Origin of the sequence: Clostridium sp. AF35-15, from assembly GCF_003477745.1 — a bacterium.
In the GTDB taxonomy this organism is placed as follows: Bacteria; Bacillota; Clostridia; order Lachnospirales; family Lachnospiraceae; genus Otoolea; species Otoolea fessa.
Genome location: NZ_QUDY01000003.1, coordinates 121435 through 148028 on the forward strand (window position 1 = coordinate 121435; position 26594 = coordinate 148028).

Annotated in this window: 24 protein-coding genes; all 24 read right to left on the reverse strand. The window is 49.1% G+C overall.

Translation table 11 applies throughout. The annotated features are described in order from the left end of the window. Positions 1 to 136: 136 nt before the first annotated feature. Complete coding sequence (locus DWZ76_RS04910; RefSeq protein WP_107000176.1) at positions 137 to 463, reverse strand: cupin domain-containing protein; 327 nt, start codon at positions 461 to 463, stop codon at positions 137 to 139. A gap of 139 nt (positions 464 to 602) precedes the next feature. After that, complete coding sequence (locus tag DWZ76_RS04915; RefSeq protein WP_118472068.1) at positions 603 to 2579, reverse strand: RsiV family protein; 1977 nt, start codon at positions 2577 to 2579, stop codon at positions 603 to 605. Between the two features lie 231 nt (positions 2580 to 2810). Continuing rightward, positions 2811 to 3233 (reverse strand): cytidine deaminase, encoded by a 423-nt coding sequence (gene cdd / locus DWZ76_RS04920; RefSeq protein ID WP_118293287.1) that lies wholly within the window; start codon positions 3231 to 3233, stop codon positions 2811 to 2813. Next, a complete protein-coding gene (gene udp / locus DWZ76_RS04925; RefSeq protein WP_118472069.1) occupies positions 3226 to 4008 on the reverse strand; it encodes a uridine phosphorylase in 783 nt (260 codons plus the stop codon). Before udp ends, cdd begins: the two co-directional genes overlap by 8 nt. Positions 4009 to 4051: 43 nt before the next feature. Further along, the gene (locus tag DWZ76_RS04930; protein WP_118472070.1) at positions 4052 to 5239 is read right to left on the reverse strand and encodes a phosphopentomutase; all 1188 of its coding nucleotides are present in this window, start codon (positions 5237 to 5239) and stop codon (positions 4052 to 4054) included. A gap of 49 nt (positions 5240 to 5288) precedes the next feature. Further along, positions 5289 to 6305 (reverse strand): alpha-hydroxy-acid oxidizing protein, encoded by a 1017-nt coding sequence (locus DWZ76_RS04935; protein ID WP_118472071.1) that lies wholly within the window; start codon positions 6303 to 6305, stop codon positions 5289 to 5291. Between the two features lie 8 nt (positions 6306 to 6313). After that, entirely contained in the window at positions 6314 to 7675 is a 1362-nt protein-coding gene (locus tag DWZ76_RS04940) for an MATE family efflux transporter (RefSeq protein ID WP_118472072.1), read from the reverse strand. A 106-nt stretch (positions 7676 to 7781) separates the two neighbouring features. Beyond that, positions 7782 to 8129, reverse strand: coding sequence for a hypothetical protein (locus DWZ76_RS04945; RefSeq protein WP_118472073.1), 348 nt, complete (start codon positions 8127 to 8129; stop codon positions 7782 to 7784). A gap of 48 nt (positions 8130 to 8177) precedes the next feature. Beyond that, positions 8178 to 9314, reverse strand: coding sequence for a Fic family protein (locus DWZ76_RS04950; protein WP_118472074.1), 1137 nt, complete (start codon positions 9312 to 9314; stop codon positions 8178 to 8180). Between the two features lie 343 nt (positions 9315 to 9657). Then, positions 9658 to 10560 carry a phosphatidylglycerol lysyltransferase domain-containing protein gene (locus DWZ76_RS04960; protein WP_118472075.1) on the reverse strand — a complete coding sequence of 301 codons (903 nt, stop codon included), beginning with the start codon at positions 10558 to 10560 and terminating at the stop codon, positions 9658 to 9660. Between the two features lie 175 nt (positions 10561 to 10735). Further along, on the reverse strand, positions 10736 to 12403 hold the full coding sequence (recN, locus tag DWZ76_RS04965) for a DNA repair protein RecN (protein WP_118472076.1): 1668 nt from the start codon (positions 12401 to 12403) through the stop codon (positions 10736 to 10738). Between the two features lie 59 nt (positions 12404 to 12462). Continuing rightward, positions 12463 to 12912, reverse strand: a complete 450-nt coding sequence (gene argR, locus DWZ76_RS04970) for an arginine repressor (protein ID WP_022359930.1) — start codon at positions 12910 to 12912, stop codon at positions 12463 to 12465. Positions 12913 to 12926: 14 nt separating this feature from the next. Then, positions 12927 to 13796, reverse strand: a complete 870-nt coding sequence (locus DWZ76_RS04975; RefSeq protein WP_117796395.1) for an NAD(+)/NADH kinase — start codon at positions 13794 to 13796, stop codon at positions 12927 to 12929. Further along, positions 13793 to 14641 (reverse strand): TlyA family RNA methyltransferase, encoded by an 849-nt coding sequence (locus tag DWZ76_RS04980; protein ID WP_118472077.1) that lies wholly within the window; start codon positions 14639 to 14641, stop codon positions 13793 to 13795. The genes DWZ76_RS04975 and DWZ76_RS04980 overlap by 4 nt, the downstream gene beginning before the upstream one ends. A 42-nt stretch (positions 14642 to 14683) precedes the next feature. Continuing rightward, positions 14684 to 16564 (reverse strand): 1-deoxy-D-xylulose-5-phosphate synthase, encoded by a 1881-nt coding sequence (dxs, locus tag DWZ76_RS04985; protein WP_118293819.1) that lies wholly within the window; start codon positions 16562 to 16564, stop codon positions 14684 to 14686. A gap of 61 nt (positions 16565 to 16625) precedes the next feature. Then, positions 16626 to 17516, reverse strand: coding sequence for a polyprenyl synthetase family protein (locus tag DWZ76_RS04990; protein ID WP_117796477.1), 891 nt, complete (start codon positions 17514 to 17516; stop codon positions 16626 to 16628). A 5-nt stretch (positions 17517 to 17521) separates the two neighbouring features. After that, positions 17522 to 17731, reverse strand: coding sequence for an exodeoxyribonuclease VII small subunit (gene xseB / locus DWZ76_RS04995; RefSeq protein ID WP_022359935.1), 210 nt, complete (start codon positions 17729 to 17731; stop codon positions 17522 to 17524). Positions 17732 to 17840: 109 nt separating this feature from the next. Then, the gene (gene xseA, locus DWZ76_RS05000) at positions 17841 to 19052 is read right to left on the reverse strand and encodes an exodeoxyribonuclease VII large subunit (protein WP_118472078.1); all 1212 of its coding nucleotides are present in this window, start codon (positions 19050 to 19052) and stop codon (positions 17841 to 17843) included. A 3-nt stretch (positions 19053 to 19055) separates the two neighbouring features. Next, positions 19056 to 19499, reverse strand: a complete 444-nt coding sequence (gene nusB / locus DWZ76_RS05005; protein ID WP_118472079.1) for a transcription antitermination factor NusB — start codon at positions 19497 to 19499, stop codon at positions 19056 to 19058. 429 nt (positions 19500 to 19928) lie between these two features. After that, on the reverse strand, positions 19929 to 21383 hold the full coding sequence (gene guaB / locus DWZ76_RS05010; RefSeq protein WP_022359938.1) for an IMP dehydrogenase: 1455 nt from the start codon (positions 21381 to 21383) through the stop codon (positions 19929 to 19931). A gap of 381 nt (positions 21384 to 21764) precedes the next feature. Beyond that, positions 21765 to 23390 carry a chaperonin GroEL gene (gene groL / locus DWZ76_RS05015; protein WP_022359939.1) on the reverse strand — a complete coding sequence of 542 codons (1626 nt, stop codon included), beginning with the start codon at positions 23388 to 23390 and terminating at the stop codon, positions 21765 to 21767. 74 nt (positions 23391 to 23464) lie between these two features. Then, positions 23465 to 23749 (reverse strand): co-chaperone GroES, encoded by a 285-nt coding sequence (locus DWZ76_RS05020; RefSeq protein ID WP_022359940.1) that lies wholly within the window; start codon positions 23747 to 23749, stop codon positions 23465 to 23467. 184 nt (positions 23750 to 23933) lie between these two features. Further along, positions 23934 to 24290 carry an Hpt domain-containing protein gene (locus tag DWZ76_RS05025; protein ID WP_118472080.1) on the reverse strand — a complete coding sequence of 119 codons (357 nt, stop codon included), beginning with the start codon at positions 24288 to 24290 and terminating at the stop codon, positions 23934 to 23936. 12 nt (positions 24291 to 24302) lie between these two features. Continuing rightward, positions 24303 to 26417, reverse strand: coding sequence for a diguanylate cyclase (locus DWZ76_RS05030; RefSeq protein ID WP_333549084.1), 2115 nt, complete (start codon positions 26415 to 26417; stop codon positions 24303 to 24305). Positions 26418 to 26594 lie beyond the last annotated feature (177 nt).

The window sequence follows — 26594 nt, forward strand, 5'->3', positions numbered from 1 at the left end:
AATTTTTTCCGCTTAAACATATAGACATTTTCCGGACATATATGGCAAAAAGCGCCGACACATCGAACCACTTCCCGTGCCAGCGCCTTTTTTGGTTACTGTGAACCGTTACCTTTTTCTGTTTTGTTCTTCACTCTTAATCCAGCTGGATCAATGCCATAAAGACCAGATCTTCATCTCCGGTATTGGCAATGCCATGACCACAGCCATCCGGCGTGAAGGTCTTATCGCCGACGGTAACCGGACGTTTCGTTCCATTATCATCGTACTCGCCCTGTCCCTTGATGATATAATACGTCTCGCTCTCGCCGTGGTGCTCATGATAGCCCAGGGAACATCCCGGTGCGATGGTTACCTCGGCAAACATCTTACATTTTGCATTTAACTCATTGTCATCCAGAATGTATTTTACAACTACCTGTCCTTTACCGCCGTTCGCATTTTCCTTAACAACTGTCTTCATGCTGTTTCCTCCTCATCCTGTGCCATTCTTTCAGATTCGTTCGACACTGTTTTTCTATGGAGTATTATAAGCGATTTTTTCCTCAACTTCAAGCTCTCTACTTAAGGGCAATCCGCATTTGTTGCAGTTCAGAAAATTCCTACTTGCTAAGTTCAATCCGCATTTCTAACTCGCTGTACGGAATTGTTACCTCCGGGAATCCTTCCGCATACGATGCAATCTCATACGGCGCATAATAGAAAACCACGCCCGTCTCGCTCAGATAAAACGGCGATTCGTAGCTGATGCCGTCTGCCACCGTATGTTCCAGATCCTCCGGTGATTCAAAGGCAAAATTTGTCTTTTCCGCCAGCTCCCGGAATGCCGCACCAACCTTCGCCTGCAGCTCCTCCACCGGATTCTCAACCACATCGCTCAAAGACAGGCGTGCCCCCGTTTCCCGGTCAAAGACAAAATACTGGCGGAACGGCGTTCCGTGTGCGCCGCCCGTATATTCGTATCCATCCGCACGGACACAGACATAATGATCATCCAGATACGTAATCGCGTCATCTCCGTCGATCGTAAGCGCCATCGAATAGACCGGCTGCGCTGCATCCGCCTCCTGCGGAAGTGTCTCTTCCTCCGATCCGTCCGATTCCGCCGTATCGATGCTCATCTCCGTATCAAGATTCATGGAATCCGTCCGCGCCGCCGACAGAACCGACGCCTGCAGCTCCTGCATCGTCTGGTTCATCGCCTCGACCGCATCGCCCTCTCCGTCAAATACCAGCCGTTCTGCGTACACACTTCCCAGCTCCCGGCTTCCATCCGCACTCTTTAACGTCTCCGACTGCGCCTCGACATGCCCCAGCTCCCGGATCGGAGACTGGAACAGAACCGGCTCTAACAATGTCACTTCCCCGCCTGCCGCATCATCCAGCGTTTTTTCTCCCAGATAAACGCCGTAATCCTTAAACTGCTGGCAGTATGCCTGATTTCCCGTCACATAAAAATTACCATACATAGAAAAATCATTCGTCATGCCCGGCTCTTCCTCGACCGTAAAAAGCGCATTCTGCGCCTCGGCGGCATTTGCCGCTGCATCTGCCTTAGCATCCGCCGCAATCCGCTTAAACGAAAATTTTCCCGTGCTGATCTGGGACGCCTGATTTTCCATCAGGTACAAATATCCGTCCTGATACTGCACCAGGCTGATATTTTCCGCCGTCTCATATAAAAGCGTCCGTTTTTCCGGGTCAGAGACCTCATAGCGGTAACACTGCGTATTTCCATTGCCATCCCGAAGCAGGGCAAAGAATGCGTCCTTCGCAAACAGCACCGACGATGTATTCGTAATATCCGAAATCTCCCTCGGATGGCTGCCGTCCACATCCGCAATCACCAGGCAGGTTTCATTCTGCACCGGCATATACCCAAACTGTTCCATATAATATGGAAGAATCCCATTAAACAGCTCGCTGCAGCCTGCCGGAATCTCCCCGTAGATCGTGTCTGACGGTGACAACTCTCCCGCTGTTTTGCCATTCTCATCGAGCATATAAATGACATTCATGTTGTAACCCTTGACATACAGGCGGTTCTTTGACGCATAGAGCACCGACGGCTGATCCGTCAGATCCGCTAAATGCTCTTCCACACCGCTCTCCAAATCCAGCCGGTACAGCCCATAAAGCTCCGTGCCCTGTGTGCTGCCACTCTCCGCCTGTATCCGATCAAAATACAGCCCGCCTCCGTAGACCCAGAAGGTGCTGTTTTCATCTCCTGTGTCAAACTGGCAGAGCGTCTTCATCTCGCCTGTCTCCTTCGAAAGGGAACGGATCTCCGTGCGGTATTTGAGGTACAGCATGCCATTCTCCTCCAGCACCCGATCCGCCGCTCCGAGCGCCGTGCTGACCGCGCCCTCCGTTTCCTCTGCCGCCTGTGTCTGCGCTGTTGTCTCAGCCGCCGGTGATTTTTTGCACGCTGACAGGGCTGCCGAAGCAGCAATCAAAAACATCGAAGCCGCCAGCACTGCCCTATACCCTGTCTTTTTCTGAACCTTTTTTCTCTGGTTCTGCTCTGTTCTTCCCTGATTCTGTTTCATTTCTTCCCGTTTCCACTCTTTCTGAGCCATCCGTCCAAACTCCCCACACTTTTTCTATTTTTCATCGGACCTGCGTCCGCTTTTTCTTCTGAATACAGGCGGAAATGGTGAATCCATCCCCGCCTGTCATACAGTGTACCCTGTTTTTTTTGCAATGTCAAAAGGTGTTCCAATATATTAAGTTATATTAATGAAACTGTAAGATTACAGTGCGCGGGTCTTTGACACCTGCATACCAGCTTTATGAGGCAATCGGCATTCCTACTGCAAATTATCCGGTCCGAATCCCATCGGTAGAAGCTCCGCCAGTGTATAGACCTTATATTCCTTCACCGAACGTGCCAGAATGATCTGAAACGCATCCTCATGGCAGAATTCCTTCATCACCTGACGACACACGCCACAGGGCGCACACCAGTCAAATTCCGAAGCTCCTTCCGGGCCTCCCACAACTGCAATCGCTGTGAAGCTGCGTTCACCCTCACTGACTGCCTTAAAAAAGGCAGTGCGTTCCGCGCAGTTTGTCGGTGTATAGGCCGCATTTTCAATATTGCAGCCACGGTAAATCCCGCCTTTTTCAGTCAGCAGAGCCGCCCCCACCTGAAAATGAGAATAGGGTGTATAGGCCATTTTCCGTGCTGCGAATGCTTCCTCGATGAGTGTTTCTATCCTCTCATTATTCATTCTTCGCATCCTCCTGAATCAAGATACGGATGGCTTCCACCGCTGTCCGGATTGCTGCCTCTGTATCATGGGCCTGTTCATTGGACAGACCTTTTTTCGCCCGCTCCTGATTAGCCAGAACCAGGAAGCAGGCACCTACACGCACCCGAAGGAAGCTGCCTGCGATAAACAATGCTGCTGACTCCATCTCCGATGCCAGGCATCCCATCCGAAGCCATGCCTGCCACTTATTTTCAAGCTCATAGCTGACCGGCATCACCTCCGGCTCATGCTGTCCAAAGAAGGAATCCTTCGACTGTACAACGCCCGCATGACAGCGGAACTTCAGCTTCTTCGCTGCACGGATCATGGCATTCATAACATCCACATGGGGAACAGCCGGGTACTCAATGGGAGCGTACTCTCTGCTGGTTCCTTCCATGCGGATAGCTCCGCTTGCAACTACGATATCTCCGCCCAGTACATCCTCCTGCATACCTCCACAGGTGCCCACACGCAGAAAAGTATGGGCTCCGCACTTGGATAACTCCTCGATAGCGATAGCCGCTGACGGACCACCGATGCCGGTTGACGTCACACTGACTTTTACCCCATCGATGGTTCCCGTATATGTGGTATATTCACGATTATCCGCAACTAACACCGGATTCTCAAAATGTTCTGCTATCTTCTTGCATCGCTTGGGGTCCCCCGGCATGATGACATATCCGCCGATATCCTCCGGGCCGATTCCTGTGTGGTACTGTTTTCCCGTTCCTTCTGTATAATCAACCATATAATCGCCGCCTTTCTGTTTTTAACTTCAAGTCCAATGTCATTTATTTTATCTGATCCAGAATAGAAGTTCCGATGGTCCCCTCCGGCATTCTGACACCAAAATTATCCGCAATGGTCGCGCCGATAACGGCAAAGGTGTCACTTGTATCAAGCTTCCCACTTTCCGTATCCGATGGTGAATATGCGATAAACGGAACCTGCTCTCTTGTGTGATCCGTTCCCTTATAGGTCGGATCATTTCCATGATCCGCCGTCAGAATCAGCAGATCGTCCTCACGGAGCAGCGGCAGAAGCTCTCCCAGCTTTTTATCAAATTTTTCGATCTCTTCCCCGTATCCCACCGGATTTCTGCGATGTCCCCATAACGCATCAAAATCTACCAGATTGGTAAAGCAAAGTCCCTTGAAATCCCGCTTTGCGATATCGATGGTCTGCTGCATGCCATGTACACTGCTGTCGGAATGATTGCTTTCTGTTATCCCTTCTCCCACAAAGATATCGTTAATCTTTCCAACGGAAATCACATCATATCCGGCATCCTTCAGTGCATTCAGCGCCGTCGGTCCGGTGGGTTTCAAAGCATAATCATGGCGGTTACTTGTCCGTTTGAATTCGCCGCGTTTTTTACCCACATAGGGTCTTGCGATAACACGGCCAACTCTCCACTCATCCCGCATAGTCAGTTCTCTGGCAATCTCGCAGTAATGATACAAGGTCTCAAGTCCCATGGTTTCCTCATTGCCACAGATCTGAAGCACAGAATCCGCTGATGTATAGACAATCAGCTTTCCTTCATTCACTTCCTGTTCACCCAGCTCCTCCAGAATCTCCGTTCCGCTGGCTGCCTTATTGCCGATTATCTTTCTGCCGCAGCGCTTTTCCAGTTCGTCAATCAGTTCCTTGGGAAATCCATGCTCTGTAAATGTGATAAATGGCTTATCCGTCCGGATGCCCATCATCTCCCAATGACCGGTCATGGTATCCTTACCATTGCTCGCCTCATTCATCGCCATAAAATATCCTTCCGGATGTTCTGCCGGCTTTACCTGCTTAAGGGGCTTGAGATTGGCAAGCCCCAATCTCTGCAGATTCGGAATATCCAGATGTTCCACTGTTTCTGAGATGTGCCCCAGCGTATCCGCACCGGCATCGTCAAATCTGGCCGAATCCGCCATGGGACCGATTCCAAGGGAATCCAGTACGATTACAAACACTCGCTTAAAACGCATATCACTCACCCTTTCTACTAATTTTTGCTATATTTGATAGTTTACTTTTTTACACTCTCACACAGTCGCGGGTAATTTCAGAAAGGGAAGATACGCCGCACATAGCCATGGTATCTGCAAGCTCACTTCCAATCTTCTGGATATAAGCTTCGACCCCTTCTCGGCCTCCTCCATAGACAGCTGTAACGAAAGGTCTGGCTATGATAACCGCATCTGCCCCCAGTGCCAATGCCTTAAATACATCGGTACCGGAACGGATTCCGCCATCCACGAAGATTTTCATGGAACCGTCCACTGCCGTTGCTATTTCCTCCAGAACTTCTGCAGTTGCCGGGCACTGATCCAGGACTCTTCCTCCATGGTTAGATACCACGATAGCTGCTGCACCAGCCTCTTTAGCCTTCAAAGCACCTTTTACCGTCATAATTCCTTTTACAATAAAAGGTACTCCTGCTTCCTTCACGATCTCACGAAGTTCCTCCACTGATTTACTTCCGGCCGGCGGATTGAAATTTTTCAAAAATGGAAGACCTGCCGCATCAATATCCATGGCAGCCGCGAAAGCACCTGCATCCTTGACAAGCGCCATCTTTTCACGAATCATCGCCACATTCCATGGCTTCACTGTAGGAATTCCCAGTCCCCCTACCTTTTTGATGGCTTCCGTGGCTGCCACCATCACATTGCTGTCCATTCCGTCTCCTGTAAAAGCAGCAATTCCAAACTCTGCGCAGGAAGAAACTAATATATCATTGTAAGAAACATCATTCAGTGAATCGCCGTAATGCATATTCACGGCTCCCACCGGACCTGCAAAAAACGGATACTGAAAATTCTTTCCAAACAACGAAAGAGAGGTATCGATGGGACGTTTCTCCACCAGTGTATCCATCTGGACACGGATTTCCTTCCATTTGTCATAATTCCGAATCGCCGTATCTCCGATTCCTTTGGCTCCCGGACCCGGCATCTGATTTTTGCAGGCTCTTCCGTTGCATTCCGGACAGGCCTTGCAGTAATTACCCATTTTTCCTCTTGCCAGTTCTAAACATTCTGCATAATTCATTAATCTGGTTACCTCCCTGTCACTTTTTTCTCAAATCCATGCACCCAATTTCCCCTTAAAAACAAAAACAGGAAAATCACGGAGCTGATGCTCCAGGTCAGTGGGTATGCCCAGAATATGACCCGGATATCCGGAATCAGACGCACTGCCAGTGTGATGTAGCTGACACGGAACAGACACCATACACAGAGCAGAACGATCATGGGCACGGCAGCATTGCCGGAACCCCGGAGTACAGCCGCGATACAGTGAGTAAATGCCAATAAACAATAAAACAACGCAATGGTTCTGGCCTGCATCACCCCATAATGTATCACATCCGGATCACGGTTGAATGCTGCAATCAGCACCGGTGCCGCCGTATATATGGTGATACCAATCAGTTCTGCAATGGAGATGGAGCAGAGGATACCGAACTTCGCACCTTTCTTTGCTCTGTCATACTGCTTTGCCCCAAGATTCTGTCCCACAAAGGTAGTTATCGCCATAGTAAAGCAGGTCACCGGCAGGAAGGCAAAACCTTCTACCTTAGAATAAGCTCCGCAGCCTGCCATGGCCATTTTACCGAATGCATTGATGTTGGACTGTACAAACACGTTGGCTATGGCAATGACTGAGTTCTGGAAACCGGAAGGTACACCATTCTGAATAATCTGCCTCAGCATATGTCTGTCAAAACAAATCTTCCTAAGCTCCAGCCGGTAATCTTCCTTCACCCGCATCAGATGCACCATACAGAGAATCGCGCTGACAAACTGGGATATAGCCGTTGCCAGGGCTGCCGATCCCACTCCCATGCCAAGTCCTGCGATAAAGAAGATATCCAGCACCACATTCACACAGGAGGAAATAATCAGATAGATCAGCGGATGGCGGCCGTCCCCCACCGACTGCAGGATTCCCACGAAAATATTGTACATGACTACACCCAGAGAACCTGCAAAATAGGTTTGAAAATATACAATCGATTCCGGAAGTACATCTGCCGGTGTTCCCATCAGTACCAGAATCTTCGGTGCCAGATACATTCCCGCAGCCGTCAGTGTGATTCCGGCCACCAGACCGAAGGCTGTGGTTGTATGAATCGCTCTCTGGAGATAATCCTTGTTTTTCGCCCCATAATACCTGGCAATTACCACACCTGCTCCCATGGCAATACCGTTAATAAAACCTACCATCAGGAAAATCAGGTTTCCTGACGAACTGACTGCTGCCAGCGCATTGCTGCCAAGATAGTTACCTACAATCAGGGAATCCGCTGTATTATACAGCTGCTGAAACAGATTCCCCAGAAACAATGGTATGGCAAATAAAATAATCTTCTTAGAGATACTTCCCTCTGTCATCCTCGTTTTGCTTTCAGCCCCCATAAAACCCCCAAAATTAATCATATTTATGCACACAGTCGATGACTATTCATCGCCCCTCTGCACGCACATGTTCTCGATCTCATTATAGCCGACTGCCAGCAAATTCTCAATACTTCTTGCGCTGAGTGTGCAGCCCATTGGCTGTGATTAACAGTGCTAATCGGAACACATCGTTTTTATGTTTCTTTATATTTTTGCTGTCAACCTGATCTCCATTTAACTTGCGTTCTTTTAAATCCAGCCACGCTTTCGCCTTAAATGGTATCAGGCAAGTCGGACTTAATACCGGAATGCCATCAACCATCTTTTGTCCGGTTTTTAGCAACTCATAATACGCTTCATTTAAAAGGATTGCCGACAAACTAGATATTTCATCATCTATCAGAAGCGATGTGAGAACTGTATCATCTTCCAATATAATGAAATCCGGATTTCTGGAAAATATCTCTATCATATTAAGCAAAATTTCCACTCGATGAGTGGAAATTCTACAATACCTAAACTACTTCTTGAATTTATATTTTCCTTTTCCATGACCGGATACTGATTCAATAATGTCTGCCTTTACCAAATTGGAAAGAAGTTTTGAAGCACCTGAACCTTTCAGCTCAAGAAGCTCCATAACTGCACTTCTTCCAAACACCTCATCAAAGCCAAACTTCTCAAAAAGTCTATGGATATGAATCGTCGTTTTTGCCGAGAAATCACTACTTTTTTCGAAAAGTAAACTTTCAATATCCACTTTTTTGTCTCGAATGTCCACTTTTCCACTCTCAACATCCACTTTTGTGTCCCCAATGTCCACTTTTTCTTCGTTCAAAAGTCCACCTATATGAAGATTTCGATTATAAAGCTCATTTTTCTCGTTCAAAAGCAAATTTCTGAGAAACGCTTCCAAATACTCTGTTGTTTCGTGAATGCCTTTTTGCAGGTTCGTATAGTTTGCACGCACAAGTGCATTTCTGAAATACCAGGCATTTTCTGCAAAAATATCATTGGTTGCAGAGAACCCAAGCGTCCTTAAATATTTGATGAAGAACACTGCTGTTGTTCTCGTATTGCCTTCCCCGAAGATATGGATTTGCCATAACCTTGAAACAAATACCGCAAGATGATGGATAATCTCGTCCATTGAAAGCCCTTTATAGCTAAAATCCTTCTCCTGCGAAAAATCATATTCAAGTGTGGCTCTCAGTTCTGAAGCACTGCCATACATAACAGTTGCCCCATCAAGCACCCATTCTTTCTTTGTAATGTTGTAATCTCTAATCTTTCCGGCGTGTTTATAAATACCCTGAAAGAGTTTACGGTGGATAGATACATACTCGTTTGGCGAAAATGAAAACGCTGTTTCAGAAAGAATTTCTGCGATACGGGACGAAACCTTATCTGCTTCTTCGGTACGCTCATCATCGGACAAATGCACTGGTCTTTCTTCATAGTAACTGTCGATAAGACTCTGTGCTTCCTTCATCGTGATTTTTCCTTCAATATTCTGAATGGCAGTATCAATCAAATATTTAGATGGTTTGAGTCCGTCCACCGCCTGAAGTCCAATTGCCGTACTCCAAGCATATCCCTTATAAGCTTTATCCGGTTCAGACTCCCTCAAATATTCCTTAAACGGGTCTTTTTCCATATCCACTACCTCGCTTCATAGTCTTATAATTCTATCTTCTGTAAGATTGAAAGTGCTATTTAAAAGAGTAAGTTGTTGATTATCATTTTTAACAAAAGACATATGGATCACCTCACAAAATCTTACCTATATTTTACCAGAAAATCCAATGTTTTTATATATCGTGTTAAATTTTTAAGGTACAAATTTATATCAAAGGGGATGCGAAAAAACTCAATCGAGTTTTTTCACATCCCCTAATTTCTTCTAATTCAAATTTCTTATATGATATATCAAAATAATACCCGAACCGAATTTTTTGACATTTACCACACTGAATTACCTGATTCTCTAATCTTTATGATTATCGCTCTAAAATCGTATACTTCTTCTCCAGGCGAACCGGATGCATACTCTCTTTCGTCCGCCTGAGATTTTCAAGTCCCATATCGTCTTCCCGGTTTACAAATTCCACCTCCGGATAAACGTGCGTTAAAAATTCTTTTTCCAGGTAATTATAAAGCCCGCGTAACTCCAGATTCGCCTTTTCCACATGGGTAACAGTCATATTTCTCTCCTGATTCATCGTTCCCATCGAAAATGCTTCCAGAGTTCCTCCTATCCGGACTCCCGCCATCGTGATCCCCGCCTCGCGTCCAAAACGGATTGTCTCAAAGATCCCCTGCTCTTCGCTGTCCAGCCGGTTCAGATCATCGTCGCTCTCCTTATTCTTAGACCAGCGTTCCAGAAACGTCCGTATCTCGCCCTCATCCTCCGGATTCAGGATCACAAACTCTGCCGTTTCCCCGTAATCCCGACGGAATCGCGAAATCCGGTTTTTCATTTTTGAATATTTTCTTCCGGGAAGAACACGCATTTCTTCCCCGGAATAAATATAGTCAAAGCTGTCCCGATCCTCCAGCACCTCATAGCGCTCCGGATCCGGACGAATCGCTCCAAGCGCCGCCTCATCCACCAGATACATATGCATTTTCACACCGATTGCTGTGAAATATGCCTGCAGACGGTCAAAGTTTTCCCGCATATGCCCCAGGCCGCAGACCGGGACCATCGTCGCCTGCTCATCATAATCGATCTTCTGAAGCCACACAAGCCCCTTTTCGTCCGCATAGTATTTTGTCTCATAATAAGGTCTCCAGAGCAGATGATAGGCAAAATGGGATTCTGCACAGTCCGTCGGGCGCAGCGAAAAATACGGCTGCAGACCAATCAACTTCTCCGGTGTCAATGGTTCAAATTTTATCATGCGTTGCTCTCCTCCCCTGCATCTACTTTCTCACCAAAGAAGAAGAAAAGTACAGCTGCGGCAAAACCACTTCGACGCAAACGGTCAAACTTCGACCTAATTGGTATCTGGGGATCAAAAAAATGCCGCCTTACGCGACATTTTTCTGAATCCGAATCTTATATTTAATTTATAATCACACCTCCAGCTTCCGCTTCTTTGCCAGCCTCTTCATCTCCTCCGCATTCTGCCGCACGGTCTCGGTGATCTCCGCGCCGCCCAGAAGTCTCGCAAGCTCGTCCACCATCGCCTCGCGGTCTAAGGCGCGGATGGAGGTTGCCGTCCGTCCATCGGACGCGGATTTGCGGATCTCGAAGTGCTGGTCCGCCATCGCCGCGATCTGCGGCAGGTGCGTGATGCAGATGACCTGACGGCATTTGGAGAGGATCCGCAGCTTCTCCGATACCATCTGTGCAGTCCGCCCGCTGATACCGGTGTCAATCTCATCAAAAATCAACGTTGGAACCTGATCGGTCTCCGCCAGCACCGTCTTGATTGCCAGCATGATACGCGACAGCTCACCGCCGGACGCCACCATACCGAGCGGCCGAACCGGTTCGCCCGGATTCGTGGAAATCAGGAATTCCGGCTCGTCGATACCGCCCGCCGTGAAATGATCCAGCCGCCTAAACTCCATCTCAAACTGCACATCAAGGAAATTCAGTTCCCGAAGCCCGTCTGCGATCTTCTCCACCAGCTCCCCGGCAAACTGCTTACGCGCTGCTGACAATGCCTCGGAATGTTCTTTCAGTACTGCTTCCGCCTGTTCCAGTTCTTTTTCCGCCTGTTCTCGAAGTTCATCGTAATTCTCCAGTTCCTGCAGTCGCGCTTTCTTTTCTTCCAACGCCTGAAGTACCTCCGGGATCGTCTTCCCATACTTGGTTTCCAGGCTCCGGATCAGGTCAAGCCGCTCCTGTGTCTCCCGAAATGCCGCTTCGTCAAAGGTCATATCGTCCATATATCCGGCGATCTCCCTGGAAAGATCCGAAAGAAGGGAATCTACATCGCACAGCTCGTCACGGATCCCCTTCAATCCCTCGTCAAATGCCATCGCACCATCGATCTCACGGAACGCCCGCGACACCGCATCGCCGGACACCGCGTCATATGCCTGTGAAAGACTCTCAGCGATCCGTCTGGCATTGGAAAACCGCTTAAAATCGGCTGCCACCTTTTCCTCTTCGCCATCCTTTAACGCGGCATTCTCAATCTCCTCGATCTCAAACCGGCAGAAATCCATCTCCCGCAGTCTCGTCTCCTGATCGGATTCAAATGCGGCACATTTCTGTTTTAACTGCATATACAAGCGATAGGCAGCTTCCGTATTCTGTTTGAATGGGAGAAGTTTCTCCCCGCCATACGCATCGAGGATTTCCAGATGTTTTGACGCATTCACCAGCGACTGGTGTTCATGCTGTCCGTGCAGATCGATCAGAAGACCCGTGATCTCCCGCAGCCTTGCAGCCGTTACCGTCTCGTCGTTGATGCGGCTGATGCTCCGGGTCGGTGTGATTTTCTTAGAAATGATTAAAATTCCCTCTTCATCAGGGTAAACATCGTGTTCCTTCAGCTGCTCGCGCTTTCTCTCATCATCGATGGAGAAAACCAGTTCAATGTAGGCGCTGTCACAACCCCGGCGGATCATCTCTTTCGGTGCTTTTCCGCCCAGCGCGATCTGGACCGAACCGATGATGATCGATTTTCCGGCTCCCGTCTCACCGGTCAGAATGTTGAGTCCGTCCCCGAACTCCACCTCCGCCGAATCGATCAGAGCCAGATTTTTCACTCGTAAATGATAAAGCATCCGCTTTCCGTTCCTCCTTATCAGCGGTTCCCGCAAAAAATGCGTGAACCCACCTTACCTCATCCCGCAATCAGCTTGCGGATCTTGTCCATCAGAACGATCGTATCGTCCACCGTACGGACTGCACACATGACCGTATCGTCCCCGGCGATGCAGCCGACAATCTCTGAAAAATGGATGGCGTCGAGCGCTGCCGCGACTGCCATCGCCATGCCTGACACCGTCTTGATGACAAGGATATTCTGCGCCATATCCATGGAAACGAAGCTATCGTGCAGAATACGGGTATATTTATCATTGAACGCCGTCTGAGGATGGAAAACCGCATATTTCTGTCCGCCGTTTTCTGTCTGGATCTTAGACAGCTTTAACTCCCGGATATCCCTGGAAACCGTTGCCTGCGTGACATTGTATCCCTCTTTATTCAGATATTCCGCCAGCTCTTCCTGCGTTTCAATCTCATATTTTCCAATCAATTCCACAATCTTGCTGTGACGTTCCATTTTCATGGCTCTGACTCCTTTTATATCTGTTTCATTTTGTTCCGTATATTTTCCAAAAATGGCACCTGTTTGAGCTGTATCAATGTCGTCTCGATCTCTGATTTTGCTATCTCGATTGTATCACCCGGCTCAATATCAACCACCGTATCGCCGTCAAAGCTCAGCGAAACCTTCGTCCGCCCGGTCGTCTGAATCCGCAGACTCAAATGGCTATCCGGCGGCAGAACGATGCTGCGCGAATTGAGTGAATGCGGGCAGAGAGGCGTCAATACCAGCAGTTCCGCCTCCGGCGCCACGATCGGACCGCCCGCTGACAGGTTGTATGCCGTCGAACCGGTCGGGGTCGCAACCACCATGCCGTCCGCCGAATATTCGTTAAACAGCTGTCCATTGACAGCCAGCTCAAACCGGAACGCATCAATTCCCATACGGTTCAGGACAATATCATTCAGGGCGATATCCTCCATAACAACCTTCCCGCCAGAAATCACGCACCCCTTGATCATCATCCGACTTTCCAGACGGTAGTGATCTTCCATCAGATCCCGCATGGCAGGCAGAATGTCCTCCTCATGCCCAATCTGCGTCAGATACCCCAGATGCCCCATATTGATGCCAAACAGTGGAATCTTCCGTCCCGCCAGATCACGCGCCGCCTGAATCAACGTTCCATCACCGCCCAGACAGATCACACAGTCTGTGTCCTCCGGCACGGTCCGACGATCCGTATAGCGATACGCCGGTATCACCCCAACATCCCGTCGAAGCCCGTCGTGACGGTCCAGGCGAATGCAGCGGCAGCCCTGCTCTGCAAAAAAGCTGCAAATCAGATCGGCGGCCTCCTCTACGCGCGGCTTTTCGCGGTTTACAATCAGATAGAAATTTCTCATGTTTTGTCTAACTCCATGTGAGCTTCCTCAACAACCTGTTCCGATGAAACCGGACACTCTTTTTCCGCTTTTGCAAGTGCTTCCTCACCAGTCACAGTTTCCTCCGATGCCTGCTCCGGTTTATGCAGATACAGGAGGTACTCGATATTTCCCTCCGGTCCCTTGATCGGGGAAAATTCCAGATTCCGGATCTCAAAACCGATCTCCGCCGCATACGCCATCACCATCTGGATGACCTCCAGATGCGTGCTCTTCTCGCGGACAACGCCCTTCTTTCCGACTTTCTCACGTCCCGCCTCGAACTGCGGCTTGATCAGTGCAACCACCTCACCGCCCGGACTTAAAATCTCCTTTACCGGACCTAAAACCTTCGTCAGGGAAATAAAGGAAACGTCGATCGAAGAGAAATCTACCGGCTCGCCAATATCCTCCGGTGTCACATAACGGATGTTTGTCTTCTCCATGCAGACCACACGCGGATCATTGCGAAGTTTCCACGCCAGCTGTCCATGTCCTACATCGACCGAAAACACCTTGACCGCGCCATTCTGCAGCATACAGTCGGTAAATCCACCTGTGGACGCGCCGACATCCATACAGACCTTTCGATCCAGCGTCACTCCGAAATGCGTCATCGCCTTCTCCAGTTTCAGACCTCCGCGGCTCACATATTTTAAGGTAGATCCACGTACCTCGATCTTCGCATTTTCATCGAAGGTCGTACCCGCCTTGTCTTCTTTCTGATCTTCTACATATACAATCCCGGACATGATGATCGCTTTCGCCTTCTCACGGGATTCTGCCAGACCTCTCTTGACGAGAAGTACATCTAACCGTTCTTTCATTCTATGTTCTTCCTTCCGCTGCTGCCACTCTTTTGTTTCCCATCATGCTTCCGCGTCAGTCTGCAGCACACCTTCACGTTTCAGCTGCGCCAGAATCGAATCACTGTCAATTCCCAGCTCATTCCGGAGCACCGACACATTTCCGTGTTCGACGTAGGCATCCGGCAACGCTATATTAACTACCTTGATCTGCGGATAATGCTTCTGTACATAATCCGTCACCCGCTCGCCGTAACCGCCGCGCAGGACATTTTCCTCCAGTGTCACGATCGTATGATGCGTTCCAGCCAGATGGTCGATCACGTCGGTATCCATCGGTTTCACAAACCGCCCGTTGACCAGCGTACACGGCTGCCCGGCACTCTTTAATTTCTCCCGGATATGCTCTGCCGTGCTGACCATGCTTCCGACTGCCAGAAGCGCCGTCCCTCTCTCCTCATACAACATCTCGCTGACGCCATACTCGACCGGTGCCAGAAATTCTTTCAAGCCCCGGTACGCCTCGCCCCTCGGATAACGGATCGCAATCGGTCCATCGTAGGAGATAGCAAACTGCAGCATCTTTTCCAGTTCCCAGCGGTTCTTCGGCGCCATCACGCTCATATTCGGCACAGAGGAGAGGAATGTCAGATCAAAAATACCCTGATGTGTCTCCCCATCGCTTCCGACCAGTCCCGCGCGATCCACGCAGAACACAACCGGAAGATTCTGGATACAGACATCGTGAATGACCTGATCATATGCCCTCTGTAAAAAGGACGAATACACCGCCACCACCGGTTTCAGACCGGCTGCCGCCATACCCGCCGCCGAGGTAACCGCGTGTTCCTCCGCGATTCCCACATCGAAAAAGCGGTCCGGATATTCTTTCGAGAACCGTTTGAGCCCCGTTCCATCCGGCATCGCCGCTGTCACCGCCACGATCTTCGGATTTTCCGCTGCCAGACGGCAGATTTCTCTGGAAAATACATCTGTATAGCCCGGATGTTCCTTTTTCCGGAGCGGTTTTCCCGTTTCAATATCAAATGGTTCAACTCCGTGAAATGCCGACGGATTCTTCTCCGCCGGACGGTATCCCTTGCCCTTTTTCGTAATCACATGGATCAGCACCGCGCGGTTGATCTTTTTCGCCTCGCTGAAAATACGGATCAACCCCTTAATATCATGTCCATCCACCGGTCCCAGATACGTGATTCCCATATTTTCAAACCACATGCCCGGAATCAGAAGCTGCTTGATGCTGTTCTTTGTCCGGAGCAGCGTGCCGACCAGATCCGAACCGATCATCGGGATCCGCGATAACGTGCCCGCCACATTCTTCTTCAACAGATTGTAGCCCTCATCTGCACGAAGATTATTCAGATACCGCGACATACCGCCGACATTTTCCGAAATGGACATATTATTATCATTTAAAACAATAATAAAATTCGTCTTGAGCCGTCCCGCATTGTTGAGCGCCTCATATGCCATGCCGCCGGTCAGCGCGCCGTCCCCGATGACGGAAACGATCGAATAATCCTCGCCCAGCAGATCTCGCCCCTGTGCCATACCAAGCCCCGCCGAAATCGAAGTCGAGCTGTGTCCCGTGTCGAACGCATCAAACGGGCTTTCCTTCCGCTTCGGGAAACCGCTCAAGCCCCCATACTGGCGCAGTCCATCAAAATTATCCTTCCGCCCGCTTAAAATCTTGTGCGTATAGGACTGGTGCCCTACATCCCAGATAATCTTATCCTTCGGAAGATTCAGCGCGCAGAACATTGCAATCGTCAGTTCCACCACGCCTAAATTGGACGCCAAATGACCGCCTGTCCGGCTTGTCGTCTCGATCAGAAACTCGCGGATTTCCGCCGCCAGTTCCTTGCGTTCTTCCTCGCTCAACCGTTTTACATCCTCCGGTCCTTTTATCGTATCTAATACCATTCTTTCATCCCCCAAACCGTTTTCCACATCCGCTGTCGTCCCCGGTCTTCGATTGGATTTTTTATTTTTCACGGCTGACCAGCATCTCGATCAGCTCTTCGAGGAATTCATTCTTTCCAGGCAGGGAATAGAGGATATCAACCGCCGTCTCCGAAAGCTGTTTGACATCATGCTTCGATTTCTCGATTCCCTCCAATGTCACATAAGTGGTTTTATTGTTTTTCTCATCGCTCAGAACCGGTTTTCCAAGCACCTCCTGGCTGCTGGTAACGTCGAGAATATCATCCTGGATCTGGAACGCCAGACCGATCGCCGCCGCCATACGCTCTACTGTCCCGCACTCAGCTTCGCTCGCGCCCGCCATCACGGCTCCGATCACCATCGAAGCCTCCAAAAGTGCTCCCGTCTTTAAACGGTAGATAAAATCCAGCTTATCCTTCGGAATCGGCTGATTCGTCAGTTCCACATCAACCGTCTGACCGCCGATCATGCCGTAAATACCCGTTTTTTCGGATAAAATCTGGATACAGCGTCCCACCTTTGCCGCATCCGGTGTCATCGCAAATGCCTTTGCCGCCGTCTCGATCGCGTAGATCAGAAGGGCATCTCCCGCCAGAACTGCCATATCATACCCATATGCAACCCAGGTCGTCTTTTTTCCACGGCGGTACTCGTCATTGTCCATACATGGAAGATCGTCATGAATCAGGGAAGATGTATGAATCATCTCGATCGCCGCCATCAGCGGCTCAATCTCTTTTCCCTGACCGCCAAACAGACGGTATACCTCACGCATCAGAATCGGACGAAGGCGTTTGCCGCCTGCCTTCACGCTGTAATTCATCGCTTCAAAGATCGTTTTCTGATGCCCTTCCTCTGCCGGAAGATAAGAATATACAATCTCTTCCGCTTCTTTGACTGCCTGTGCCAGCCGTTCCTTTGCATTTTCCATCTCTGTCACGCCTCCGTCTCCTCGCCGTTTACGACCATAATCTGTTTTTCAACCTTATCTATCTTTTCACTGCAGGCGCGGACCAGACGCATTCCCGCCTCATACGACGCAAACGATTCTTCCAGCGTGCTGCGGCTGTCCTCCAGCGTCCGCATAATGCCATCCAGACGGTCAAACATTTCCTCGATCGAAAGTTCTTCCTTATTTTCTGCCATCGATCCTGCCTCCTGTTTTATCTAATATACTCTCGGAATCTTTCCTGAAAGAAAACGTGTTCTCAAATCTCTCTGTTATGATTCACACGCAACACAATGAACCACTTTTTTACCCAGGCAAGTTTTCCTGATAAACCTCCCGGATCTCTGCCTCCACGCGTCCATCTGGCAGACGGACGGTCAGCGTATCCCCAGCTTGCAATCCTGTCACTGTCTCCACACGTTTTCCATCTGCATCCGTCACGAACCCATATCCGCCGCTTATCTTTTTTAACGGGGAGAGACCATCCATCCGGCTGCACACCAGTTCCAGACGATGGCGCAGATCGGACACCTTTTTCTCCATCTGGCGCGCCATCTTAACTCTCGCATCTTCCAGATACTGCCGTCTCTCATTTAACTGGCTCTGCGGACTGTGAAGCTGCAGGCGCAGACGAAACTGCTCCAGGCGATAGGCATACTGCTCCGCCTTCTGCTCCATCCGCTTCGTCATCTGCTGTGCCGCCGCAATGCACTGCTGCTCAAACAGGTGGTAATCAAAAACCGCCAGTTCTGCCGCCGCCGAAGGAGTCGGGGCACGCAGATCCGCCACATAGTCCGCGATCGTAACGTCTGTCTCATGCCCGACCGCCGAGATTACCGGCGTCCGGCACGCAAAAATCGCCCGCGCCACACTCTCCTCATTGAACGCCCACAGATCCTCAATCGAACCGCCTCCGCGCCCGACGATCAGCACATCCAGATGCATCGCATCCAGGGTCTGGATCGCCCGCACGATACTCGGCGCTGCCCCTGCTCCCTGCACCAGTGCCGGGCAGAGGACAAGCTGCACGTAAGGGTTCCGCCGTCCCGAGATATTGATAATATCCCGGATTGCTGCGCCGGTGCTCGCCGTCACGATACCGACCGTTTTTGCATACTTTGGGATCGGCGTTTTATATTCCGGGGAAAACATCCCCATTTCTTCTAATTCATTTCTCAGTTTTTCAAAGCGCCGGAATAAATCGCCCGTGCCGTCCAGCGTGATCTCGCTGGCATAGAGCTGGTATCTTCCATCCCGCTCATACACTTCGATGCTGCCCTTCACGACCACCTGCTGTCCTTCTTCCAGACGGAACGTAAGTCCCTTCCGCCTACTGGCAAACATAACTGCCTGCATCGATCCCAGACCGTCTTTCAAGGTAAAATAAATATGACCGGACGTATGATATTTGCAGTTAGAAACCTCGCCCTTGACCGAAATCCGGTTCAGGGCAAAGTCCTGTGCGAACATATTTTTAATGTATGCATTAACCTGCGAAACCGAATATACGCCAGCCATCGCTTATACCAGCTTCGCTAAAATGCCGTTGATAAATGCCGGTGAATCATCGCCGCCGAACTTCTTCGCCAGCTCGACCGCCTCATTGATCGCTACCTTCTCCGGTACATCGTCATCGTGCTTGATCTCGTATAATGCCAGACGCAGGATCGTCAGTTCCACCTTGCCCATACGGCGGGTAGTCCATCCCTGTGCAACCCCATCGATTGCCTTGTCAAGCTCCGGAAGCACATCCAGAATCTTCTCAACCTTGCTCTTTACGTATCCGCCGTCAAAGGTGTCTAACATCGGATTATGGATGATATCGCCGATTCCGCTCGGAACATCGTCCTCCTCTTTCGGCTCTGTAAAATATACATCCACCTGCTCCTTCATCTCATCCGTCGGGTAAAAATCCGCACAGAAAAGCAGCTTAAAGCAATGTTCTCTCAGTTCTCTTCTGGTCATACTAATCCTCCTGTTACCTGTTTCTATCCGTCTGATACGCCCGATTTGCTGCCTCGGTATCGCAAATATCCCTTTCGTAATCCGCTGCAATCGTTTTCTGAATATCCACAGTCTTTCCTGCATAATTGTTATATTTCTACTATTCTAATGTATCATTATACCGTATCCCCGGTTTTTTCACAAGAGTTTGAGAAAAAGAATCCGCCAAAGTTACTGTTCACGGGTAGGCACTTTTGGAACCGAAAGTGCCGTAAGAAAACGTGGTGGCACCAGGAATTTGCCGTATTTAAATGCGAAGCCACGGCAAATTCCGTTACTGGGCACGTATGCGTGAACAGTAACCCGCCAAAAAAGCGGCATCCCTGCTGAAGCAGAAACGCCGCTTTTATATCGTTTACAATCTTATCGATTGCTTATGCTATCCAATTTTTATTCATCCACGCTGTAGTTCGGAGCCTCTTTTGTGATGTGGATATCATGCGGATGGCTCTCTTTTAAGGATGCTGCGGAAATCTTGATGAAACGTCCGGTCTCCTGAAGAGTCGGAATATCCGATGCGCCGCAGTAACCCATACCAGCACGCAGACCGCCGAGCATCTGGAATACGGTATCTTCTACCATTCCCTTGTATGCAACACGTCCTTCTACACCCTCCGGAACGAGTTTCTTCGCATCGCTCTGGAAGTAACGATCCTTGCTGCCGTTCTCCATCGCTGCGATGGAACCCATGCCGCGGTATACTTTGTATTTTCTTCCCTGGTACAGCTCAAAAGTTCCCGGGCTCTCATCGCATCCTGCAAACATGGAACCCATCATGCAGACGCTGCCGCCTGCTGCGATCGCCTTCGTCAGATCGCCAGAATACTTGATACCGCCGTCTGCGATGATCGGAATGCCGTACTCTTTGGCAACTGCGTAGCAGTCCATAACAGCGGTGATCTGCGGAACGCCGATACCTGCTACGACACGGGTCGTACAGATGGAACCCGGTCCGATACCAACCTTGACCGCGTCAACGCCTGCCTCGATGAGAGCTTTTGTCGCCTCTCCGGTCGCTACGTTACCTGCTATTACCTGCAGATCCGGATATGCTTCCTTGATCATTCTGACACAGTGAAGAACATTCTCAGAATGTCCATGTGCAGAGTCGAGAACAACTACGTCTACTTTTGCTTTCACCAGGGCTTCCACACGATCCAGCACGTTTGCAGTGATACCTACTGCCGCACCGCAGAGCAGACGTCCCTGTGCATCCTTTGCAGAGAACGGATACTTGATCTGTTTCTCAATATCCTTGATAGTAATAAGACCCTTGAGGTTAAAATCCTTGTCCACGATCGGAAGCTTCTCGACACGTGCCTTGGCAAGAATCTTCTTTGCCTCCGTCAGGGTGATGCCCTCCGGAGCGGTAACCAGATGCTCAGAAGTCATGCACTCTTTAATCTTCTTGGAGAAATCTTCCTCGAACTTGAGGTCACGGTTTGTGATAATACCAACCAGTTTTCTTCCCTCTGTGATCGGAACACCGGAAATCCGGAACTTGCCCATCAGCTCATCCGCATCCTTTAATGTATGCTCTGGGGATAAATAAAACGGGTCAGTGATTACACCATTCTCAGAACGTTTTACTTTATCGACCTCCTCAGCCTGCGCCTCGATCGACATGTTCTTGTGAATAATACCAATTCCACCCTGTCTTGCCATTGCAATCGCCATGCGGTGCTCTGTAACCGTATCCATGCCGGCACTCATCAGGGGGATGTTCAGCTGAATCTTCTTGGTCAGATGTGTCGTCAGGTTTACCTGATTCGGAATAACCTCAGAATAGGACGGCACAAGCAGGACATCATCAAATGTAATGCCATCGCCAATAATCTTACCCATTATATTACCCTCACTTTCGTAAATTTTAAACACCGGACATTGAAAACTGTCTGATGTTAATAATTGATTTTAGCAAGTTTTTTGAAATATGTCAACCGGAGAATAAAGGGGTTGACGATAGAATTTACTTACGCTATTTAATTAGTGTGTCTTATAAATAATGTCAATCAGATAAGTATTAATAATGCAGTCATCCTTAGCCTCATTTCCCTGCCAATTTTTTCACCCAAAAAGAAGGACTGCCACACCTTCGCATAGCAGTCCTTCTCTCCCCTGGCAGCTGCCTGTCAGAGATTCTTTCTATAAATTACCATTTTTATTTTCTACATTCGATACTGCATCTCTGATGTAACATCTTCCGTCATTTTCCGGCTCTCTTACTTACATCATGCCGCCCATGCCAGCGCCTGCTGCCGGACCTGCCGGTGCATCTTCTTTGATGTTGGCAACTGCGGACTCGGTTGTAAGCAGGGTAGATGCAACGCTGGTTGCGTTCTGCAGGGCACTTCTGGTTACCTTTGCCGGATCCAGGATGCCTGCTTCTACCATATCTACGTATTCCTCATTGTAAGCATCGTAACCTACGCCTACCGGGGACTCTTTTACCTTGTTGATGATAACAGAGCCTTCCAGACCTGCGTTTGCTGCGATGTGGAACAGAGGAGCTTCCAGAGCTTTCAGGACGATACGGCCGCCGGTCTTCTCGTCGCCTTCCAGTCCGTCTACTACCTTCTGAACTTCTGCTGCTGCGTGAACATATGCAGATCCGCCGCCTGCGATGATGCCTTCCTCAACAGCTGCCTTTGCTGCGGACAGGGCATCTTCCATACGCATCTTAGCTTCCTTCATCTCAGCCTCGGTCGCTGCACCAACACGGATAACAGCTACGCCGCCAGCCATCTTAGCCAGTCTCTCCTGCAGTTTCTCACGATCAAAATCAGAAGTGGTTTCCTCAATCTGAGCCTTAATCTGAGCCACACGGTCTGCGATGGCTTTCTTATCGCCGCAGCCATCTACGATGATGGTGTTCTCTTTCTGAACCTTAACGGATTTCGCACGACCAAGCTGATCCATGGTGGTATCCTTTAATTCAAGTCCCAGTTCCTCGGAAATAACAGTACCGCCGGTCAGGATTGCGATATCCTTTAACATTTCTTTTCTTCTATCGCCGTAACCCGGAGCCTTCACACCAACAACGGTGAAAGTACCTCTCAGCTTATTGACAATCAGGGTGGTCAGCGCCTCGCCCTCAATGTCCTCAGCGATGATGAGCAGCTTGGAACCAGACTGTACCAGCTGTTCCAGCAGCGGCAGAATCTCCTGAATGTTGGAGATCTTCTTATCGGTAATTAAGATGTACGGATCGTCCAGAACGGCTTCCATCTTCTCCATATCAGTTGCCATGTATGCAGATACATAGCCACGGTCAAACTGCATGCCTTCTACCAGATCAAGCTCAGTCTTCATAGTCTTGGACTCTTCAATGGTAATAACGCCGTCTTTGGAAACCTTCTCCATCGCGTCTGCTACCATCTGGCCTACTTCCTCATCAGCGGAAGAGATAGCAGCGACTCTTGCGATATCTGCCTGGCTCTTAACGTCCTTCTTCATGCCTTTGATTGCCTCTACGGCTGCATCTGTGGCTTTCTTCATACCCTTTCTCATAATGATCGGGTTAGCACCTGCTGCCAGGTTCTTCATACCTTCGTTGATCATCGCCTGGGCCAGAACGGTTGCGGTTGTAGTACCATCACCAGCTGCATCGTTGGTCTTGGTTGCTACTTCCTTCACCAGCTGTGCGCCCATGTTCTCAAACGGGTCTGCCAGCTCGATCTCCTTCGCAATGGTCACACCATCGTTGGTAATGAGCGGAGCGCCGAAGGATTTATCCAGAACTACGTTTCTGCCTTTCGGTCCTAATGTAACTCTTACGGTATCTGCTAACTGATTTACGCCCGCTTCCAGGGCTTTTCTGGCTTCTACGCCATATTTAATTTCCTTTGCCATGGTTATCAACCTCCATAATTTTCTTGAATAAACGTTTCGATCAGCATCTGTCTTCCAGACATCCTGCCCATCGATTAACCGATAACAGCCAGAATATCATTCTGTTTTACAATGACATATTTCTCATTGTCCAGCTCAACTTCTGTGCCTGAGTATTTCGAATAGATAACTTTATCGCCAACCTTTACCTGCATCGTGATTTCTTTTCCATCTACCACTCCGCCAGGACCAACCGCGATTACCTCTGCCTGCTGCGGTTTCTCTTTTGCCTGACCCGGAAGAACGATACCTGATTTGGTCGTCTCCTCTGCAACTAACTGCTTTAATACAACTCTGTCAAATAATGGTGTTAACTTCATTATTGGCTCCTCCTTATCCATCCAAATTTATTCCATCTGATTGCTTTTCTTTCGTAATCAGATATGTATCTTCTTCTTACGAAGTATGTTATAACACGTTCTGTTAGCACCGTCAAGTGTTGAGTGCTAAAATTTTAGTAAATTTTACGGGGAGAACTGAAATATTCCATTTCTCCCCGTTCTATTAATTGCTCTCCTCAAATGCCTTAATCGCCGCAACCGTTTTCTCATAACACTCTTTTACCGCTGCAAAATCTGCCTCGTATCCGGTCAGTTCTCTGCCTCTCAGTTTTTCGGTCAGCGCTGCGCTTACCTCATAGAAGGCATCAAAGCCCAGGTTCAGACAGATTCCTTTCAGGGTATGTGCCGCGCGGAATGCTTTCTCCGCATCCTTTTCTTTTAATCCATCCTCCAGATCCTGAAAGCTAGAATCGCTCAGAAACTTGATGGCAAATTTTTCCACCAGCGCCACACCTCCAAAGCGTTTCTGAACTCCTTCAAAATCCCCGCCCATTTCTTTGTAGCATTCCTGAATTGTCATGACAGCCTCCTGTTATTTCTCTTCCTCAGTTTTCATACGGCTCAGCTCCTCGCCCGCAGTTCCATACTCTTTTTCAATCGCCTGCGTCACCGCGCCGAAAAACTTCTTCTGTGAATTGTCATAATGTTCAAATTTCTTATTTTTTCGCTCCGGATCACTCATCTCACTCCGGTATGCTGCCTCCTGCAGCTCCTTTTTAATAGGATCCTGAATCTCACACAGGCACTCAAGCAGGAGCGGGTTAAATGTACCACACTCTCCGTTGCAGATCATCTGCACCGCCTCCTCATGAGAATAAGCCTTTTTATAGACGCGCTCACTTGTCAGCGCATCATACACATCCGCCAGCGCCACCACCTGCGCTGAGATCGGGATCTCCTCCCCTTTTAGACCATCTGGATATCCTTTTCCATCATAGCGCTCATGGTGCCAACGGCAGATCTGGTACGCCACTTTCATCAGCGGCTCATCCTCATACATCTGAAGATTCGCAAGCATGTCCGCACCGATCACTGTATGTTTTTCCATGATCTTACGCTCCTCCGGCGTCAGACGACCCGGTTTATTCAAAATCTTCTCGTCAATTCCGATCTTTCCGATGTCATGCAGAGATGATGCCGTGCTGATCAGCATCCGGTTCGACCAGGACAAGGGATATTTGTCCGTCTTCTTGACGAGCTGTTCCAGAATCATCGTCGTCAATATATTAATATTGAGTACGTGCATACCGCTCTCGCCATTTCGAAATTCCACGATCTCGCTCAGAACACTGATCAGCATCCGGCTATTCTTCTCTTTCTCAAAAACCTGGTTCGTCACCATTGCCACCAGGCGGCGCTGTTTCGCATACAATTTGATCGTATTTAAGACACGCCGGTGTACAACCTCCATATCGAACGGGCGCTTGATATAATCAGAAACTCCCCACTCATACGCCTGCTTGATGACCTCGCCCGAATCTTCGCCCGAAATCATGATAACCGGGATATCCCCGATCAGGTTGTTGCGGTTCATGTATTCCAGAACCCCGAAGCCGTTCATCCCCGGCATGACGATATCGAGAAGAATCAGGGAAATCTTCGTCTCATAACGGTTCAGCATGTCGAGACATGCTGAACCATTTTCTGCCTCCAGAATCTCGAATTCGCCTTTCAGCATTTCTGAGAGAATCATACGGTTCATCTCCGAATCGTCCACGATCAAAATGCGGTAACGACTCGCATTGCGCCGCCCGGCTACCACGATCTCCTCCGGTGTCCACTGTCCATCTTTCTCAGTCACAATCATGTTCTTGGAGGCCTTCGCCTGATACATAAATTCGTCCGCCCGGCACATCGCCTTCCCGACTGTCTCCCCGTTCGTCAGCGTACCGCCGATGCTGACTGACAATTTCAGTTGCGGATATCCTTCAACACTCATGTTGCAGATCAGATCCTGTATCCGATGCAGCTTCTCAACAAATGCCTCCAGACTGATGCCCGGCATCACAAGCAGGAATTCATCCCCGCCATAACGCACCAAGCGGTCCGTCTTACGGATACAGCTTATAATCGCCGCCGACACCGTCACCAGCACTTTATCGCCCGCCACATGCCCATATATATCATTGTAGGTCTTAAAATCATCCAGATCGAGCATCGCGATACCGGCATCCATCCGCTGCTCTTTTAACTGATCTTCAAAATATCTCCGGCTGTAGCTCCTCGTCAGTGCATCCGCATACAGCTCGCGCCTGTAGTGTGCAAATTTCTTAACGAGTGCTTCTCTTCCCTCTGCGTCAAGAAGTGTCTCATCATCCAGACAGGAAATCATCTCCACCACACAGGGAACTCCATCCACCTCCAGATACTTCGCGATGACCTGATACATCTTCAGACCGATAAATTCAAGCTTCATGCACTGTCCCTTCATCGCAAGCGCGCGCTGTGCCGCACAATTCTCACAATTCTTTCCTTTTTCCCAGAACGAATAGCATTTGCAGTCCTCGGATCGGAGTTCCCCGTTCCTCACGTCCATCTTATGGAGTAGATCTTTATCTAAAATACGTACAACCGTAAATATCCTTTCCATCTGTGCAATCATTTGTTCCAATTCCTGCGCCGTCATCTTTGTATTCAAATTCATCATTTTATTTTTATCACCACCTAGCAAATATATAATTTTATTCTACATGATTTCCGGTATGACAACAAGCATTTTTCTCATGCTTCCTGTACATAATTACCGCCCCTGTGTTACTGTTCACGCATACGTACCCCGTAACACGTGATTCACACACTTCCCGTTGTTCACAAAAGATTCCCT